At 46.3% G+C, this 18,268-nt stretch carries 17 protein-coding genes; 14 read left to right on the top strand and 3 right to left on the bottom strand.

Annotated elements, in window-relative coordinates; all coding sequences use genetic code 11:
- The first annotated feature begins 18 nt into the window (after nucleotides 1-18).
- On the top strand, nucleotides 19-873 hold the full coding sequence (locus DWX33_RS04660; RefSeq protein ID WP_048927651.1) for a sugar phosphate isomerase/epimerase: 855 nt from the start codon (nucleotides 19-21) through the stop codon (nucleotides 871-873).
- Between the two features lie 97 nt (nucleotides 874-970).
- Nucleotides 971-1,261 carry an RNA polymerase sigma factor gene (locus DWX33_RS04655; RefSeq protein WP_008778163.1) on the top strand — a complete coding sequence of 97 codons (291 nt, stop codon included), beginning with the start codon at nucleotides 971-973 and terminating at the stop codon, nucleotides 1,259-1,261.
- 116 nt (nucleotides 1,262-1,377) lie between these two features.
- Here the strand turns inward: DWX33_RS04655 and DWX33_RS04650 are convergent, their stop codons facing one another.
- Complete coding sequence (locus DWX33_RS04650; RefSeq protein WP_122379924.1) at nucleotides 1,378-2,247, bottom strand: FecR family protein; 870 nt, start codon at nucleotides 2,245-2,247, stop codon at nucleotides 1,378-1,380.
- Between the two features lie 82 nt (nucleotides 2,248-2,329).
- Nucleotides 2,330-2,587, bottom strand: coding sequence for a sigma-70 family RNA polymerase sigma factor (locus DWX33_RS04645; RefSeq protein ID WP_005854787.1), 258 nt, complete (start codon nucleotides 2,585-2,587; stop codon nucleotides 2,330-2,332).
- An 81-nt stretch (nucleotides 2,588-2,668) separates the two neighbouring features.
- Here DWX33_RS04645 and DWX33_RS04640 point away from each other — a divergent pair, with 81 nt between their 5' ends.
- The 12 genes from DWX33_RS04640 (at nucleotide 2,669) to bioD (ending at nucleotide 17,792) form a co-directional block, all read left to right on the top strand.
- Complete coding sequence (locus DWX33_RS04640; protein WP_121773338.1) at nucleotides 2,669-6,070, top strand: TonB-dependent receptor; 3,402 nt, start codon at nucleotides 2,669-2,671, stop codon at nucleotides 6,068-6,070.
- A gap of 17 nt (nucleotides 6,071-6,087) precedes the next feature.
- The gene (locus DWX33_RS04635; protein ID WP_122378797.1) at nucleotides 6,088-7,734 is read left to right on the top strand and encodes a RagB/SusD family nutrient uptake outer membrane protein; all 1,647 of its coding nucleotides are present in this window, start codon (nucleotides 6,088-6,090) and stop codon (nucleotides 7,732-7,734) included.
- Nucleotides 7,735-7,822: 88 nt separating this feature from the next.
- Nucleotides 7,823-8,563, top strand: a complete 741-nt coding sequence (locus tag DWX33_RS04630; RefSeq protein ID WP_036651545.1) for an endonuclease/exonuclease/phosphatase family protein — start codon at nucleotides 7,823-7,825, stop codon at nucleotides 8,561-8,563.
- A gap of 160 nt (nucleotides 8,564-8,723) precedes the next feature.
- The gene (locus DWX33_RS04625; protein ID WP_008773393.1) at nucleotides 8,724-9,791 is read left to right on the top strand and encodes a DUF4831 family protein; all 1,068 of its coding nucleotides are present in this window, start codon (nucleotides 8,724-8,726) and stop codon (nucleotides 9,789-9,791) included.
- 26 nt (nucleotides 9,792-9,817) lie between these two features.
- Nucleotides 9,818-11,473: a peptide MFS transporter gene (locus tag DWX33_RS04620; protein ID WP_057326691.1), complete on the top strand. Its 1,656-nt coding sequence runs from the start codon at nucleotides 9,818-9,820 to the stop codon at nucleotides 11,471-11,473.
- Nucleotides 11,474-11,504: 31 nt separating this feature from the next.
- Nucleotides 11,505-11,969 (top strand): hypothetical protein, encoded by a 465-nt coding sequence (locus DWX33_RS04615; RefSeq protein ID WP_122379923.1) that lies wholly within the window; start codon nucleotides 11,505-11,507, stop codon nucleotides 11,967-11,969.
- 6 nt (nucleotides 11,970-11,975) lie between these two features.
- Complete coding sequence (gene bioB / locus DWX33_RS04610) at nucleotides 11,976-12,959, top strand: biotin synthase BioB (RefSeq protein ID WP_122379922.1); 984 nt, start codon at nucleotides 11,976-11,978, stop codon at nucleotides 12,957-12,959.
- Nucleotides 12,956-14,236, top strand: a complete 1,281-nt coding sequence (bioA, locus tag DWX33_RS04605) for an adenosylmethionine--8-amino-7-oxononanoate transaminase (RefSeq protein WP_122379921.1) — start codon at nucleotides 12,956-12,958, stop codon at nucleotides 14,234-14,236. Before bioB ends, bioA begins: the two co-directional genes overlap by 4 nt.
- Nucleotides 14,237-14,266: 30 nt before the next feature.
- Nucleotides 14,267-15,430, top strand: a complete 1,164-nt coding sequence (locus DWX33_RS04600; RefSeq protein WP_122246720.1) for an 8-amino-7-oxononanoate synthase — start codon at nucleotides 14,267-14,269, stop codon at nucleotides 15,428-15,430.
- Between the two features lie 44 nt (nucleotides 15,431-15,474).
- Complete coding sequence (locus DWX33_RS04595) at nucleotides 15,475-16,140, top strand: DUF452 family protein (RefSeq protein WP_122379920.1); 666 nt, start codon at nucleotides 15,475-15,477, stop codon at nucleotides 16,138-16,140.
- Nucleotides 16,131-16,892 (top strand): malonyl-ACP O-methyltransferase BioC, encoded by a 762-nt coding sequence (gene bioC / locus DWX33_RS04590; RefSeq protein ID WP_122379919.1) that lies wholly within the window; start codon nucleotides 16,131-16,133, stop codon nucleotides 16,890-16,892. The genes DWX33_RS04595 and bioC overlap by 10 nt, the downstream gene beginning before the upstream one ends.
- Before the next feature lie 219 nt (nucleotides 16,893-17,111).
- Nucleotides 17,112-17,792 carry a dethiobiotin synthase gene (gene bioD / locus DWX33_RS04585; RefSeq protein ID WP_121961814.1) on the top strand — a complete coding sequence of 227 codons (681 nt, stop codon included), beginning with the start codon at nucleotides 17,112-17,114 and terminating at the stop codon, nucleotides 17,790-17,792.
- A 7-nt stretch (nucleotides 17,793-17,799) separates the two neighbouring features.
- Here the strand turns inward: bioD and DWX33_RS04580 are convergent, their stop codons facing one another.
- On the bottom strand, nucleotides 17,800-18,192 hold the full coding sequence (locus DWX33_RS04580; protein ID WP_005854762.1) for a YkvA family protein: 393 nt from the start codon (nucleotides 18,190-18,192) through the stop codon (nucleotides 17,800-17,802).
- Nucleotides 18,193-18,268 lie beyond the last annotated feature (76 nt).

Below are 18,268 nucleotides of genomic sequence, written 5' to 3'. Positions count from 1 at the left end.
TTTTAATAACAACCGAATATGATAAGACATATCTATAAAATAATGATAGCGATCGTTTGCTGCCTATTGGCTATTCCAACCGAAGCGCAAACGAAGGCCGAGAAGAACGGATGGCGTCTAGGGATGCAATCCTATAGTTTCCACCTGTTCCCTTTGACGGAAGCTCTCGATAAGACACAAGAACTGGGATTGAAATACATCGAGATTTATCCCGGCCATAAGCTCGGTGGTAAATGGGGAGATAAAGTATTCGATTTTAACCTCGATGCACAAACTCAGAAAGAGATCAAGGAGCTTGCGGCATCCAAAGGTATCAAGATCGTAGGAACCGGGGTGTATGTAGCCGAAAAGTCGTCCGATTGGGAAAAGATGTTCAAATTCGCGAAAGCGATGGACCTAGAGTTCATTACTTGCGAACCGGCTTTAAGCGATTGGGACCTGGTAGAAAAATTGTCCAAGCAATACAACATTAAGATCTCCGTCCATAATCACCCGCAGCCTTCCGAGTATTGGAAACCGGAGAACTTGTTGAAAGCCATTTCCGGACGCAGCCACTTGCTAGGTTCTTGTTCAGATGTGGGGCATTGGCGTCGGGAGGGGCTAAACCAGATTGATTGCTTAAAGCAACTCAAAGGTCGAATCATCTCTTTGCATTTCAAGGATATCGCCCCGAAAAAAGCAGGAGAGAATGAGCAGCACGACGTGATCTGGGGCACAGGCATCCTAGATGTAAAGGAAATGTTGAAAGAACTCAAATCCCAGAATTTCAAGGGAGTATTCTCTATCGAGTATGAATACAACTGGGAAAACTCAGTACCGGATATTAAAGAATGTATCCAATATTTCAATAAAACCGCAAACGAAATCTTATAATAGGGTTAGCATTAATTGACAGGCAGTAAGCGTATAGGCCCAAGGAATGTTCTCCTTGCCTATACGCTCCACCTTTCTAATAATACACGGGAATAAAATGGCATCTGACAACAAAATAATCGAATTGATCAAACAAGGAGATATAGCCGCCTTTAATACCCTGTTCAAGTCTGTTTATCTCCAACTTTATATACATTGCCGAAAATTTATCCCCGACCCGGAAGACGCAAAAGACATCTTACAAAACGTCTTCCTCCGCTTCTGGGAAAAGCGTGAGAACATCGATATTCACACGTCTTTAAACGCTTATTTATACAGGGCTATACAGAACGAATGCCTCAATTACCTTCGTTCTACCGGAACTCCCTATCTGATTAGCCATAATTAATAAATTTAAGATTAATAATAAGATCTAACAATGTTACGTTTTTATCCGTATTACACTAAAAATCATCCATTTCTCATAAGCAAGACTGTTTTTAAGATTAATAATTCAATGATTTATTATTTGATTACTATAGTATCTTTCAGTATTTGATAGCGAATACCCGTATTCGTCTTTATCACATTGAGAATCTCCGATAAATCTTCGTTGTTACGGAAACTACCGCTAAACCTTAATTTTTTTATCCCTTGATTTTCATAACGAAATACAACGTTATAGTTCCTTTCCAACAACTTTGTTATATCTTGCAGATACATCATTTCAAAAGACAAGAAACCTCCTCTCCATTGAGCGAATAGTTTCTTATCGTAAGGTACTACTTCTATCTTATTTCTACTTTTATCATAAACCGCCACTTGGTTAGGCTCAAGTAAGACCTCTTGTTTAGTCAACGTAGGTTGTACGGCGACCTTGCCATTGAACAAGGTTGTGGTTAGTTGCGAGTCTTCCATATAAGCGGAAACATTAAAGGCCGTACCAATCGCTTTCACATCGATACCGTTTGCCTTTACAACAAATGGTAAGTCTTTATTCTTTGCGACTTCAAAATAAGCTTCTCCATCCAAATAAATGCTACGATTGGAATGGCCGTAGTTCTCCGCATATTCTAGAGTTGTACAAGAGTTAAGCCAAACCCTCGTACCATCCGGTAATTGCAAATAGCTCTTCTCTCCTTTGCTCGTTACTAATTTATAATTTCCAACTGTCGATAAGTTCTCTTGATTCGTAAGATACAACGTTGATAGCGAAACACCTATGCCCAAAAGCACGGCAGCGGCATATTTCATGTATTGAAGGAATAGCCTTCTTGTTTTCATTTTGGAAATAGTTTTTTTCTCTATGGATGAAAACAAACGCTCCCACTCCCTATCAACATCTACTTCGTCTTTGAGACTTTCCGCAATTATATTTTTTATATATTCTTTCATTGTTTTTTCTCGATTCTATATGTATGACACTTCAAAACGATGTGCTACTTACAAGATTGATAGATTTTTGTATTATATTTTTTCAAGAAACCAGATAGTCTTTCAATCTACTTTTCAAAATCTTAAGGGCTCTATATATCTGTGTTTCCACTGTACGGACGGAGATATCCAATTTATCTGCGATCTCTTGGTTCTTGAGTCCATTTATACGACTCAATTTAAAAATGGATTTACATTGATCTGGTAATTCCTCTATCGTATTTTCCGTGATTCGTTCTATTTCAAAAATACTAAGTATCGAATAAGGATCATTATCTTCCACAGCCTCTTGTTTATCCATCTCTGATATTTCATATCGGGGAATGTCAATGGTTCCGGTAGAACTAATTACAGAACCCTGAAAAAATCATTATTTTTAGGTTTGTGCTTAACCTTTTTCCAGCCGTACACAGTAGCGGCATCAGCACAAATTATATCCTTAAATATCACAAAAGGAACTATCACTGAAGTTTTTAAGGCGATTGAAGACCAAAGTGAATATAAATTCTTTTATAATGACAATCAAATCAATTTGAATAAACGGGTTGATGTCAGTATCCATGAAGAATCCATAGAACAAGTATTAAACAATGTCTTTAGAGGTACGGATATTACGTATAAGATCGTCAAGAATCACGTAGTACTTACCAACAAGACCATGAAAGATACGGAGTTGCCATCCACCAACCAAAATCGCAAACGGCTAACCGGACAAGTAGTAGGACAAGATGGGGAGCCTCTGATCGGAGTAAACGTTGTAGTGAAAGGTACGACAATCGGATCAATGACCGATATGGACGGAAACTACATTCTAGAGAATGTTCCCTCCAATGCTACCGTTGAATTCTCGTACATCGGCTATCTCCAACAAAGTATCAACGTAGGCAATAAAAGTAACCTCAACGTCACTTTAGCGGAAGATACTCAAAAGTTGGATGAGGTAGTAGTTGTTGGTTACGGTTCCTTCAAGAAAAGAGATTTAACCGGAGCTGTTTCTCAAGTAAAAGGAGACGAGATCTCGAACCTACCGCTTCGCAGCGCCGCCGACGCCTTGCAAGGAAAAGCAGCCGGTGTAACCATAACATCTAGTTCCGGTAGCCCAGGTTCACTCGGTAATGTCCGTATCCGTGGTGTCGGTACTATCAATAATAATGATCCGTTGTATGTAGTAGATGGTCTACCTCAAGGTGATATCGGTTGGTTAAATGCCCGTGATATCGAGAGCATAGAGGTATTGAAAGACGCTTCCGCACAAGCGATCTATGGTGCCCGTGCTGCCAACGGTGTGATCCTAGTATCCACAAAGCGAGGAGCTTCCGGCGAGAGTTACCGAAGCAACATCGAGTTTGATATGAACATTGGTTTCCAAGATGTAGTGAAAACGTATGACATGCTAGACGCCGAAGGTTTCATGGAGTATAAGAACCGGGCTTACGCCGCATCCGGGAAAGCCTTGATCGATGATTTCGCCACATCAGAGAAGCGAGAGCAGATCCTTACTTTCCTAGGGAAAAACGGAGGACGATCCGGTACGGATTGGTGGAAAGAGAGCACCCGTAAACCCAAGGAAGCTATCAGTCAGAATTACAACCTAGCTTTCTCCGGAGGTATGAAGAAACTCAGATACCGTGCTAGCTTCGGCTATATGGATCAACAAGGAATCTTGAAAGGTTCCGACTATGAACGCCTCTCCGGTCGGTTGAACGTAGACTCTGAGGTAACCAAGTGGTTGAACCTCTCCGCAAATGTGAACGTCACGTACGAATCCAGGCGCAACCTAGATGAGAATAACTCTTACACAGCAACCGTGTTCAGTACCCTTGCGGCAGACCCAATCACTCCGGTATATCGCGACAACCTAGTGGATATCCCAGATTTCTTGCAAAACCGGATTATGGGTGGTTATGAGCCGACCAATCCTTGGTCTCGCTATACAGGCGTGATTTACTCAAACAAACCGAACACGGTTGGACAGGTAGACCGCTCCGCATTAAATCAATGGCACGGGATCGCCACGAAAAGTAATATCTCCGGCGAAGTCAAGTTGTTACCCTTCTTAACCTTCAAATCCAGTATCGCTCTTGACTTAGTCCGTAACCAAAGCGACTCTTTCCGTCCTTCTTACTATCTGGATGGAGATGAGTACTCCACTTATGCGGGCGCCAGTCGGAGCGTAGCGAATAAAGATTACTGGGTATTCGACAATTACCTAACTTACAATCAAAAATTCGACAAACATGCGGTAACAGCCATGGTCGGTACCTCCGCGGAGAAAGAACGCTACGAAGAGATCTACGCCTATAAAGAAGGACAGGTCAACAACAACCCGAACCAGCAGATCATCAACGCCGGTACCATGAATCCCGCCGCATCAGGCTACTACGCCACAAGTACGCTGAATTCTTATTTCGGTCGTGTATTTTATTCCTTTGACAACCGTTATATGATCACAGCCAATATCCGTTGGGATGGATCCTCTAAATTTGCGGATGGTAATCGCTGGGGTTGCTTCCCCTCCGTATCCGCCGGTTGGAATTTCTCGGAAGAGAGCTTCATGAATAACCTTGAGTGGCTGTCACAAGGTAAGTTAAGAGCAGCTTGGGGTGAGATCGGTAACCAGACTATCTCCTCCGGAGCCTATATGAATACATTCGGAAATGGTAGCTACTACCTCTTCGGTAATCCGTATCAGACGAACTTGTATGCCGGACGTACGCAGGTGGGTAATCCGGATCTGAAATGGGAGACTACTCGCCAACTGGACTTCGGATTGGATTTGGCCTTTTTCCAAGGTTCCTTGAGAGCAACCTTCGACTACTTTGACCGTCAGACAAGTGATATGTTGGTGCAAGTACCCGTGCCCAGTTCACTAGGATTCCCCAACACGCCGTGGATGAATGCCGGTAGCGTAAGCAATAAAGGTTTTGAAGTAACGCTAGGATACGACGGTAAGATCGGGAACGACTTCCAATATCATATCAACGGAAACGTATCCACCTATAAAAATAAGGTAAAAAGCCTAGGCAGTGGAGCGAATATTCCGGGTAAAGGCATCCATCTAGGATACTTCTCCTATACGATGACAGAGCCAGGACAACCGATCGGTTATTTCTACGGATATAAAACCGATGGTGTCTTCCAGACCCAAGAAGAGATCGACAACTACAAGAACAACGGTCAAATGGTAATGCCAAACGCAAAGCCGGGCGACTTAAAGTTCCAAGATTTAAACAAAGATGGTAAACTAGACGACGAAGACCGCACGATGACAGGAAATCCTCATCCAGACTTCACCTTTGGTTTGACCTTAGGCGCAGAATGGAAAGGATTCGACATTTCCGCCTTCTTCCAAGGATCAGTCGGCAACGACATCTTAAACATATTGAAATATGACATCTATTCAGGTACCGGTTGGTACAATGCTCCGAAAGATATATTAACAACCTACTGGAACGGACCAGGTAGTACAAACGAGAACTTCGCAATCGATGCGGATAGCCGCATGAACTTGGAAATGTCCGATTGGTATGTGGAAAACGGTTCTTATGTTCGTTTGAAGAACCTGACAATCGGTTATACGCTTCCGTCCGAATGGACTAAGAAGATCACGATCAACAACCTTCGTTTCTTTGTTGCCGCACAGAACTTATTCACGATCACCGGTTATTCCGGACTAGATCCTGAGATCGGAGAGATCAATAACTCGCCTCTTTACAAAGGCTGTGATATGGGATTCTATCCGCAACCGCGTACATTCATGTTCGGTCTTAGTTTGAAATTATAATCTTAAAATGAATTATTATGAAATCTATAGTTAACATAGGGAAATTACTTGTATCGATCGCATGCGTCGGTGCCCTTACGACAAGCTGTAACAGCGACTTTCTAGACCGCCCGCCATTGGGAACATTGGATGAGGTAACTTATCTGAGTACCAAGGATGCCGGCTACAAACTTTTGGTCAATTGCTATCAGCCCTTACAGGATAGCTGGAACTATCAGGACATGAAATTTGTCTTGGGAGATCAATTGAGTGATGACTGCTCCAAAGGCGGCTCTGATGCAGGAGACCGCGTTCGTATCACGGAAATCGCCCGCGGAACACCAATGGCGACTAATCAAGTCTTGTCCGACCTTTGGACTCATCGCTACCAAACAGCGATCTCAGCCTGCAACGTATTCCTGTCGCTAATCACACCTGAATCAGAATTGATCGATGATGCCGGAGGCTTGGTCAGCACAGAAACCAAACAGCGATGGATCGCAGAGGCTCAATTCATGCGTGCGTTCTATTACTACGACCTAGCTACAATCTTCCAGAATATTCCACTAATTGACAAGCCCATGGAAGTCGTCGACAAAAGTACGATCACGAAATCCAGCAAGGAGGAGGTCATGAACTTTATCCTGAAAGACCTGAACACCGCAATTGCCGAACCTAATCTACCTAATGCAAAAAGCCTTCCGACCAGCGAGATTGGGCGAATCACCAAAGAGGCCGCCATGGCTTTCCGTGCTAGGGTATTGATGTTCTACGGCAACTACGGAGAGGCTCTGAAAGACCTGAAGGCAGTTGTCGAATCCGGAAGCTATGAATTAGTAGATGACTACGAGAAGCTATTCAATAGCGCTACAGAGGGCTATATGTCAAAAGAGTCCGTCTTCATCACCCTGCGCTCTTACATTCCTAGCTACACTGGCGGTAGCGTTTGTCCACAAATGAATGTCGGTCGCGGTATTGCCGGCGGATGGGGCGGCGAGTGTCCGACGAAGGATTTGGTAGACGAATATGAGGTAGGCGATCCACGCTTGGTACACACGGTATTGTCATCCGGCGATATATTCGTCAAGAACGATGGTTCCGAAGAGGTACACGACTATTCCGGCTACGACAATTTCCCACAGCAACACAGCCGCAAGCAGTATCCAGACTTCTCCAGACGGCCACTAAACGATTTATTGAACACAGATTGGACCCACTATCACATCCGCTATGCCGATGTATTGCTGATGTACGCTGAGTGCCTGATCGAGACGGATGGCGACAAACAACTGGCGGCCGACCTGATCAACCAAGTACGTTACCGTGCCTTCGTGACAACCTCCTTGACAGATAGCTACGCAAAATACCGTAAGTTCAATCTCAAGGAGAGCGATCGAGTGACCGAGGATACTTTCAACGCTAAGTATAAAGTGAAAGCTTCCGATGATCTGCGTGCCGCCGTTCGCCACGAACGCCGTATCGAACTTGCAGGCGAGGGATTACGCTTCTACGACTTAATTCGCTGGGGCACCTTCGTATCTACGATGCAGAAATTCGGCAAGACTGATGAGGGCAAGTATTCCGGTGCCGGGACACTCGTCACCGATAAGACATACCCCTACCCGATTCCACAAAGCGAGATCGACTATGTAGGAGGCGCATTAACACAGAACGATAATTATTAATCTTCAATTTTTATAACTGTAGCCCCCCGCAGACAGTCCTTTCTTGTTGTCTGCGGGGGTTTCTATTCACGAAATACCTTAGAAATCCATGAAACGAATCTTATTTCTCCTAACCATCGCCCTCCTAAATTTGGGAAGTGGCCTATGCAAGACACGACAATCGTTAAGAATCATGAGCTACAACATCCGCATCGGGATCGGTATGGACCAACAGACCAATTTGAAGCGAATCGCTGAAGTGATCAACAAGGTCCAGCCGGACTATGTCGGGCTACAAGAGGTGGACAGTGTATGCGAACGCTCTGGATGGATCAACCAATATGCAGAATTGGCACGGTTGACCGGCATGTATCCAATCTTCGCACCCGCCACAGAACGTTCTAAGGGATTATACGGAATCGCCGCACTCTCCCGCAAGAAACCTCGCAGCTACCAATACATACCCCTGCCGGGAAAGGAAGAGCCACGTACCTTCCTTTGTCTCGAATATCCGAACTATACCTTGTGTAACACACATTTCTCGCTCGACCCAGACTCTCGCCTGGCCTCTATACGACTCATCAATGAGACGATGAAAAGAGAAAACAAACCAATCCTGATCACCGGAGACTTCAACATGGAGCCAGACTCTAAAGAATTCAAGGCGATGAAACAAACGTGGAGGCTCTTATCCGACCCTACGTTAGAGACCTACCCCTCGGATCATCCCCGCTTGCGTTTAGATTATATCTTCGGCGACCTAAAGCATGAATTTAGGATTATCAACGACCAAGTGATCGATATCCAGTCGTCCGATCACCTGCCGATCTATATAGACGTGCTATTTTAAGCTTTCTCCCCGGACATCCTCAGAATCCCGAACAATACGAATCTAGAAATTCTTAACGTTGTCCGGGATTTTCATGCAATAAGAATGCTTCCAATTGGTTTTAAGCAAAATATTTCCTAGTTTTGCGCAATAATATTACAGAATTAAAATAAACTGGGATATGAAGAATATAATCATTATAGCTAGTTTACTCCTCGGAATGCCGCTTATGGCACAAACCAAGGTGGTAAAAAAGAACGCCGTAAAAGCAAATAATTTCGGAATCACCTACTCGTTGCCCAAGACCTCGCTAGTCGTAGACGCCGAAGTGACGAAAGTAACTTGTAAAGCCGGGCCTTACTACCAATATGCAGAGAAGTATCTAGGCGTAAAGGATGCAGTCACGGAAGACAAGGTTTATTTCGATCTCGGAAAAATCAGTCTGATCAACCGGGGATTACCCGATGCGGATAATACCTATATCGTAGAATTCAAGCAAGGTACGGTCGCCCCTTACGCTTATCTTACCGAAGATGGATTATTATGCTCGATAAACGCAGAATATACGCCTGTTGAATCCGAGCTAGATGCTGTAAAGAAAAATAAAGGTCCTCAGCAAAAAGTGACAGACGCTTCCGTTTTCTCGGAGGAATTACTAATGGCAGGCTCCACCGCCAAACAAGCGGAGGTGGCCGCTAAACAAATTTACCGTATCCGGGAAAGCCGTTTGAACATCTTGACCGGCGAGGCGGATAATTTACCCCCCGATGGTGAAGCCATGAAACTGGTGATCCAGCAATTGGAGGAGCAAGAAAAAGCATTAACAAACCTATTCACCGGAATCTTGACCAAAGAAACCGAGCATTATGAGGTAAGCATTATCCCTCACGACAACCTAGACAAAGAAGTATTGTTCCGTTTCTCCAAGCAGCTAGGTATCGTAGACGCTGACGATTTGGGCGGTACCCCTGTCTATATGAACTTGAAAGCGACAGAAAGAGCTCCGATCCTTGATGCCAAGGAAGCCGAGAAGAAAGACAAATCATTGAAAGGAATCGTCTACAATGTTCCGGGAAAAGCCAGCATAGAAATACTAATGAACAAAAAAACACTCTACAAAGGAGAGGCCCAAATCACTCAATTCGGAACACGGGAAGGATTAGCCCCTGTTATGTTTGAGGATAAGAAAGCCCCTGTCAAGGTTCTTTTCTATCCGGAAACCGGCGCCATAAAGCAAATTATTCAATAAGTATAAACTAATATTATCTAAAACACATGTTACAAGGACAACCTAAAGGTCTCTATGCCCTAGCACTCGCAAACACGGGCGAACGCTTCGGTTATTACACGATGCTTGCGATTTTCACATTATTCTTGCAAGCGAAATTCGGCTATACGGCCGCTGAGACATCAACGATTTTCGCTAGCTTCTTAGCGTTCGTGTATTTTATGCCATTGATTGGCGGTATGATGGCCGATAAGTTCGGTTATGGAAAGATGGTTACCTCGGGTATCATCATCATGTTTGTCGGTTATCTTTTATTAGCCATCCCAACAGATGCCGCCTCGGGAAAAATCATGATGTTCGGCTCGCTAGCGCTAATCGCTTGCGGTACCGGATTATTTAAAGGTAACTTACAAGTGATGGTAGGTAATCTTTATGATGCCCCGGAATATAGAAGTAAACGTGACCAAGCCTTTAGTTTGTTTTATATGGCGATCAATATCGGTGCCATGTACGCACCTACGGCTGCCACTAAAATGACAGACTGGATGTTGGGTAAGTATAACCTTTTCTACGAGTCACAAATTCCGGCACTCGCTCACCAATTCTTAAACGGAACAATCTCCGCAGAGAACAAAGAGGCACTCGCCGCTCTGCAAAGCGCACAAGGTTTCACTGGCGATATGGCTACGTTCTGTTCCACGTATATCGAGAAGTTGTCCGAGGCATACAACTATGGATTCGGCGTAGCTTGTATCTCATTGATCATATCGATGGCTATCTATATGGGATTCCGCTCTACCTTTAAGCATGCGGATGTCAATACCAAACAAGCACAGGCTTCCCACGCTCCGCAAGAGGAATTGTCACCTGCCGAGACGAAACAACGTATCACCGCCTTGCTGCTGGTATTCGCCGTGGTATTGTTCTTCTGGATGGCTTTCCATCAAAATGGTCTGACAATGACGTTCTTTGCTCGCGACTATACGGCCAACCAAGTGACCGGACTGGATCGTATCGGCTTTGATGTGATTAACTTAACATTATTGGTTATCGCCGTGTATGGAGGATTCGCTATCGCACAATCCACAACGAGCAAAGGTAAGACGATCGCCAGCATCGTGACCGTGGGCGCATTAGCCGCTCTAGGTATCAAATATATGGCTCTGCCGGAAACCGTAACGATCCTTCCGCAGACCTTCCAGCAATTTAACCCGTTCTTCGTGGTTGTATTGACTCCGGTATCGTTGGCGATCTTTGGTTATCTGGCTAATAAGAAGAAAGAGCCGTCCGCTCCTCGTAAGATCGGATTGGGTATGATGATCGCCGCTTGCGGTTTCTTGATCTTGGCGATCGGTTCTATGGGCTTGCCTACACCGGACGCTTTAGCGGCGGATAGCAAATTGCAGGTATTGGTTTCTCCGAACTGGTTGATCTCAACTTATCTGGTATTGACCTTCGCCGAATTATTGCTTTCTCCGATGGGTATCTCTTTCGTATCCAAAGTGGCTCCTCCTAAATACAAAGGTATGATGATGGGTGGTTGGTTCGTGGCTACGGCTATCGGTAACTATCTGGTCGCTATCATCGGTTATTTGTGGGGAAGCATGCAATTATGGATGGTATGGAGCGTGTTGATCGTTCTTTGCTTACTGTCTGCGTTGTTCATGTTCTCTATCATGAAGAAACTGGATAAAGTGGCTTGACAATTGAAAATTGAGAATTGAAAATTAGAGGATGAGGAAGTCGTATACATATCGTTCGCAGGCACTCCGTTTCAGAAGATGGAGCCGGAAGGCGTATGCGGCTTTCATCAGTATACAGAGGGCTGTTACGATCGGACAATTATCCTTTTCCGTAGCCGATCGCTTCGAGAAAAAGAACCAGTCTTTACATACCGGTATCGGTACGTTCACGGACGGATTTTTCGAAGAGGATGACGAGGAGAGGGAGAATACCGAGGAGAACAAACGGAGCCTCGCGATATCGCATGGACTGTTTACGGCATTACTCCCGGTATTGGTATCAAATGAGATCGCTCATCCGGCTCATCGTGTAGCTCACTATACATTATATAATATAGTAAAGGCGGGAAGTATTCTTTCGGATACTTTCCGCCTTTCTTATTTCCATCCGGTTGTAGAGACGGGACGTGCCCCGTCTCTACAACTGGGTATATATATACACGGAATTATTAAATGAGAGAAAATGACAATAGAAGAAGCAAAGCAGTACATCCTAGAGGGTGGGAAGATTACTGAGGAACAGGCTTTAAGCTTGACGAATCACCCGGACAAAGAGGCGCTTTACAAGGCCGCCCACCAAATCACCCGCCATTTTATGGGGAATAAGTTCGACACTTGTTCCATCATCAACGCCAAAAGCGGTAATTGCAGCGAGGATTGTAAATGGTGCGCGCAGTCGGGACATTACAAGACCCTCGTAAACTTATATCCTTTGCTTCCGGCCAAGGAATGTGTCTATCATGCGGTATATAACCGGAAACAGGGTATCCGGCGTTTTGCCTTGGTGACTAGCGGTAAGCGAGTATCGGATAAAGAATTGGAACAGATCACCGATACGATCCGGCAAATCAAGCGGCAAAGCGATATTAAATGCTGTGCCTCCATGGGATTGCTAACCCGCTCCCAACTCCAATCGCTTTACGATAGCGGAGTGGAGAATTATCACTGCAATATCGAGACCGCCCCTTCCTATTTCCGTCAACTTTGTTCCACGCATACGATCGAGCAGAAGATGGAAACCATCCATACCGCCCGGGAAATCGGTTTCCGTATCTGCTGCGGCGGCATTATCGGTATGGGCGAGACGATGAAGGAGCGAATCGAGATGGCTTGTTTCTTACAAAAAGAAGGTATCTTATCCATCCCTCTCAATTTATTACAGCCGATACCGGGAACTCCTATGGAGAATACACAGATCCTAGAAGAAGAGGAATGGCTAACAACGATCGCCCTTTTCCGCTTGATCAATCCGAACGCATTTCTCCGTTTCTCCGGCGGACGGGCACAATTAAGCGAGGCCACGCAACGGAAATCCCTATATATCGGGATTAACTCCGCGATCATCGGAGACTTATTAACGACTATCGGAAGCAAGGTAGAGGAAGACAAAGTCTTATTTACCTCCGAAGGCTATTCACTCACCGAAAACACCGATTGGGAAAAATGACAACAACCGAACTTTTACAATACGACCGGGATCATCTATGGCATCCCTACACCTCGACCATCGATCCACTTCCCGTCTATCCGGTATCCAAAGCGGAGGGCGTAACGATAACCCTTGCGGACGGCAGGGAGCTAATAGACGGAATGTCTTCTTGGTGGGCGGCAGTCCACGGATACAACCATCCGGTACTTAACGCGGCGGCTAAAACCCAACTGGATAAGATGAGCCATATCATGTTCGGGGGATTCACGCACGAGCCGGCTGTCGAGTTGGCCGCTAAATTACTACCGCTATTACCCCCTTCTCTAGAAAAGATATTCCTAGCGGATAGCGGCTCGGTCGCCGTGGAGGTAGCCTTAAAGATGGCGATCCAATACTGGCAGTCCAAAGGCATACCGGGAAAACATACCTTCGCCACGATCCGTAGCGGTTATCACGGGGATACTTGGCACGCCATGTCGGTATGCGATCCGGTGACAGGTATGCATGGGATCTTCTCGGGAAGCCTACCCATCCAATACTTCTTGCCTCAACCTTCGGTCCGATTCGGCGAGGAATGGAGAGAGGAGGCCATGGCTCCCTTGCGGGATTTACTAGAGCGGCATGCCGACGAGATCGCCGCCTTGATCTTGGAACCGGTCGTACAGGGGGCAGGAGGCATGTATTTCTACTCCCCCACTTTCCTCGTTCGTGCTCGGGAACTTTGCGACCAGTATAACGTCTTATTGATATTCGACGAGATAGCGACAGGCTTCGGACGTACCGGAAAGTTGTTCGCATGGGAACATGCGGGAGTCGAACCCGATATCATGTGTATCGGAAAGGCATTGACGGGAGGTTATCTTACGCTTTCCGCCACGATCACGACAAAGCCGATAGCCGACACGATCTGTTCCGGCGAGGCGGGATGCTTTATGCATGGACCTACGTTTATGGGAAATCCCTTGGCATGCGCTATCGCTTCGGCCTCGATCTCTTTATTGATCGCCAGTCATTGGCAGGAGAAAGTGAAGCTTATAGAGGAACAATTGCGGGCGGAGTTAGCGCCAGCCGCCAAACTGCCTGAAGTCGCTGAGGTACGGGTATTGGGGGCGATCGGGGTGATCGAGATGAAGCATCCGGTGAATATGGCGGTATTGCAACGTCGATTCGTAGAGGAAGGGATATGGGTACGTCCGTTCGGACGGCTGGTTTACCTCATGCCTCCTTTCATTATCTCCATGAATGAACTATCCAGACTAACCTCCGGATTATTGAGAGTATTAACGCATAATTAACATATCTACAACCGGGTAATATATAGATATATGAAATCATATAACGAGCAACTTACGGCTTTACGAGCCTCCGGGAATCTTAGGCACCTACCGGAAGTCGAGCATCAAGGAATATGGATATTAAAAGAGGGAAAGCGTATGCTGAATCTCTCTTCCAACGATTATCTTGGATTAGCCAGCCGGCAGGATTTACAAGAGGAGTTTCAAGCATCCACACAAGACCGCTTCTATCCCTACTCCTCCTCATCATCCCGCTTGCTGACGGGTAATTTCTCCGTATATACGAAACTGGAGAAACAGATCGCCCGCTCCTTCGACCGGGAAGCCGCATTGATCTTCAATAGCGGCTATCATGCCAACACCGGAATCCTCCCGGCCTTAACCGATAAACAGACCTTATTACTCGCCGACAAGCTGGTGCACGCCAGCATCATCGATGGCATCTTGTTGAGTGGCTCCCCATTCCTCCGTTACCGCCACAACGACTATGACCAACTGGAACGCCTCGTACAAAAGAACGCCTGTCAATACGAGACGATCATCATCTTGACCGAAAGCATTTTCAGCATGGACGGGGATGTAGCGGATTTAAACCGCCTGATAGCTATCAAAAGGCAATATCCCAATATCCTATTGTACGTAGACGAGGCTCATGCCATCGGAGCCCGTGGAAAGACGGGGCTAGGTATCGCCGAGGAACAAGGCTGTATCCAAGAGATCGATCTATTGGTCGGTACTTTCGGCAAGGCGTTAGCGTCTATGGGGGCCTATTTGGTTTGTTCCCGTACGATACGGGAATATCTGGTCAATACGATGCGACCGCTCATATTCAGTACGGCCCTGCCACCGTTCCAAATCGCATGGACTTCTTTCATCTGGGAGCAACTCCCCTCGTTCACGAAGGAACGGGAGAATCTTCTAGCGTATAGCCGATTGTTAGCGGAGGCTTTAACGGGCAAAGGAGGCGAGATCAGCCAAAGCCACATCATCCCCTTCATCGTGGGAGAGAGCGAGGATTGCGTACGGAAAGCGGAAGAGCTACAACGAAAAGGCTTCTACTGTCTCCCCGTTCGCCCGCCGACAGTGCCCAAAGGTACCTCCCGTATCCGCTTCTCCCTTACGGCAAACCTCACGATAAAAAATATGCATCAACTGATTGTAGAGACGGGGCGTGCCCCGTCTCCCACCGACTGATAGAGAACTGGATAGATAGTATGTATATAAATTGAATTGATAGTATGTATATAGATAAGATAATAAATAAGCGATCCCCTAGTCTGATCCTCTGTCTCGCCGGCTGGTCCACCTCGCCGGAGCTTTTCCGCCATCTGGAAGTACCGGAGCAGACAGACCTATGGATTGCCTACGATTACAGGACGCTCGCGTTCGAAGAGACATTCGCCCCCTATAAGGAGGTGCATCTGGTCGCTTGGTCTTTAGGCGTATGGGTAGCCACCCGGCTCTGGGCAGGCAAACGATCCTTTACCACGGCGACCGCCCTGAACGGTACCCCTTTTCCCATGCACGATACGCTAGGCATCCCGACCGCGATCTTCGAGGGAACCCTCCATCATATCAGCGAGGAAGGCATGCGTCGCTTTAACCGCAGGATGTGCGGAGACAAGGAGACATTCAATCGCTATTCGGAACTCTCACCACGTCCGCTGGAGGAAATCAAGGAGGAACTGGAATCTCTATATAATCAGATCCTCCCGGAAAAGCTCGAATCAGCCGATCCACGGATATCCACCTTCTGGGATCAAGCCATCCTATCCACCGAAGATAAGATATTCCCGGCAACCAACCTCCGGAACTACTGGCAAGGCCGTTGCCCCATCCAAGAGATCAAGGCGCCTCATCTTCCTTTTTACCACTATCAATCATGGAACGAACTATGGAAGTAATCGAACAAGAACGGATCCGCCGGCGTTTCAGCCAAGCGGTGAATACATACGACGATCACGCGGATGCCCAGAAACGGATATGCGCCCATCTGGTACAGCTATTGACCGTATACACCTCCTCTCATTTCCGCAGGGTGCTGGAAATCGGTTGCGGAAGCGGCGGATTCACCCGTTTATTAAAACAAGAATGCCAAATCGAGGAATGGGTACTCAACGATCTTTGCGAGACTTGGCAAAGCGCCATCGAGGAGTTGTTTCCTTCCGCCCCTCCTCTATTCTTGGCCGGTGATGCCGAGCGACTGGCTTTTCCCGGCACGTTCGACTTGATTGCCTCGGCCTCCGCCCTGCAATGGATGAAAGACCTTCCGCGTTTCCTCCATAAGCTATCGTCCACCCTATCGCCCGGAGGCATACTGGCTTTCAACACCTTCACGCCGGACAACCTTCACGAGATCAAGGAACTGACCGGAGAAGGGCTCACCTATCCTACCGCCGGACAATTAAGGGAGTGGTTATCCACCTACTTCCGGATCGTCCATGAAGAGGAAGGAAATATCGCCCTGACCTTCCAGCATCCGCTGGAGGTGCTGAGACATCTAAAGTACACGGGTGTCACGGCCAACGCCTCTCGCGTCTGGACACGGGGAAAACAGGAACGTTTCTGCCGGGATTATCAAGAGAGATTCCCCTCGGCGGATGGTGGAGTCACATTAACTTACCGTCCACTCTATATCTTAGTGGTCAAAAGATAAAGGTGAGGTAGATCGCCTCTTCCGAGGTATTGATCCTTTCACCTATATGATATGATCGTATCACAAGGGTGAAACGATCTTTTCACCTAGGTGATACGTTCTTTTCACAAGGGTGAAAAGATCAATAGCACAGAAGAAAAGGAATAAATCTCTTAGAGACAAGGGGGAATATCCATAGAGACAAAAGATTAATCAAGCAACTATTTAAACAACAGAACAATGAGCCATCAAACGAAAGAAAATGTATTATTTATCTCCGGCATAGACACGAACGTCGGAAAGACCGTAGCCACCGGAATGATCGCCAAGGCATTGGCGAAAGCCGGAAAGAAAGTGATCACCCAAAAGATGATACAGACCGGATGCGAGCACGTATCAGAGGATATAGAGGCACACCGCCAAATCCAAGGGATACCCTTTACCGACGAGGATACGCAAGGACTGACTTGTCCTTATATCTTCACCTATCCTTGCTCTCCCCATATGGCGGCGGCGAAAGATGGAAGACGTATCGATTTAGACACGATCACCCAATCCACCCGGCGATTGCGAGAGACCTACGAGTATGTATTACTGGAAGGAGCCGGAGGACTGATGGTGCCGAACGACATGGAATCCCTTACGATCGATTATGTGAAGGAACAGGCGTATCCCCTGATACTAGTCACGTCCGGCAAGCTGGGAAGTATCAATCATACTTTGCTCAGCCTGTACGCCTGCGAACGATACGGCATCGAGGTAAAAGCCATCGTCTATAACCAATATCCAAGCATCGACCCGCTGATCGAGGCGAATACCTTGGAGTATCTAAAGGTCAAATTCCCGGAAATCCCCTTAATCCTCCTTCCGGAAATGAAAAAGGGAAACGAGGAGCTTCCCGATATTCGCCCGTTGCTATAACGCCCTATCAAGCAGGATCAGGAAATAGATCCAGTATTTTCTGATCCGCTTTTCTCCGGATCTCCGGTGTAATGCTATCCTTCACCATTTTCAATACGAAAGTCATCACCGCTACATCGTCCGTGAAGCCGATAATGGGGAGCACACTCTCCGGGATCAAGTCGAAAGGCAGTATAAAGTACCCTAAAGCCCCGATTATATAAGCCTTATGTTGAAGAGGCACCTTTTCATCCTGCAACATATAATACAGCGTGAAGACAGGACGCAATACCGTAGCCCCCACTTTCTTCGCTACCCGCTCTATCTTCTTCCAGAAACTCTTCTCCGAGAAATAAGTCCCATATCTTTGTATCTCATGTACTTCCTCGAAAGGAACATCCTCAATCTTTCTTGTGTCCATAAACGAATCCTATTAAATCATCTTTCACAAAGATAACAAGTAGTGTAGAAAAATTGCACATCAAATGAGGAAATAT

This window comes from Parabacteroides sp. AF19-14, assembly GCF_003635485.1.
GTDB lineage: Bacteria > Bacteroidota > Bacteroidia > Bacteroidales > Tannerellaceae > Parabacteroides > Parabacteroides distasonis.
Note: the sequence above shows the minus strand (reverse complement) of the source record. Positions and strands in the feature narration are given on the sequence as shown.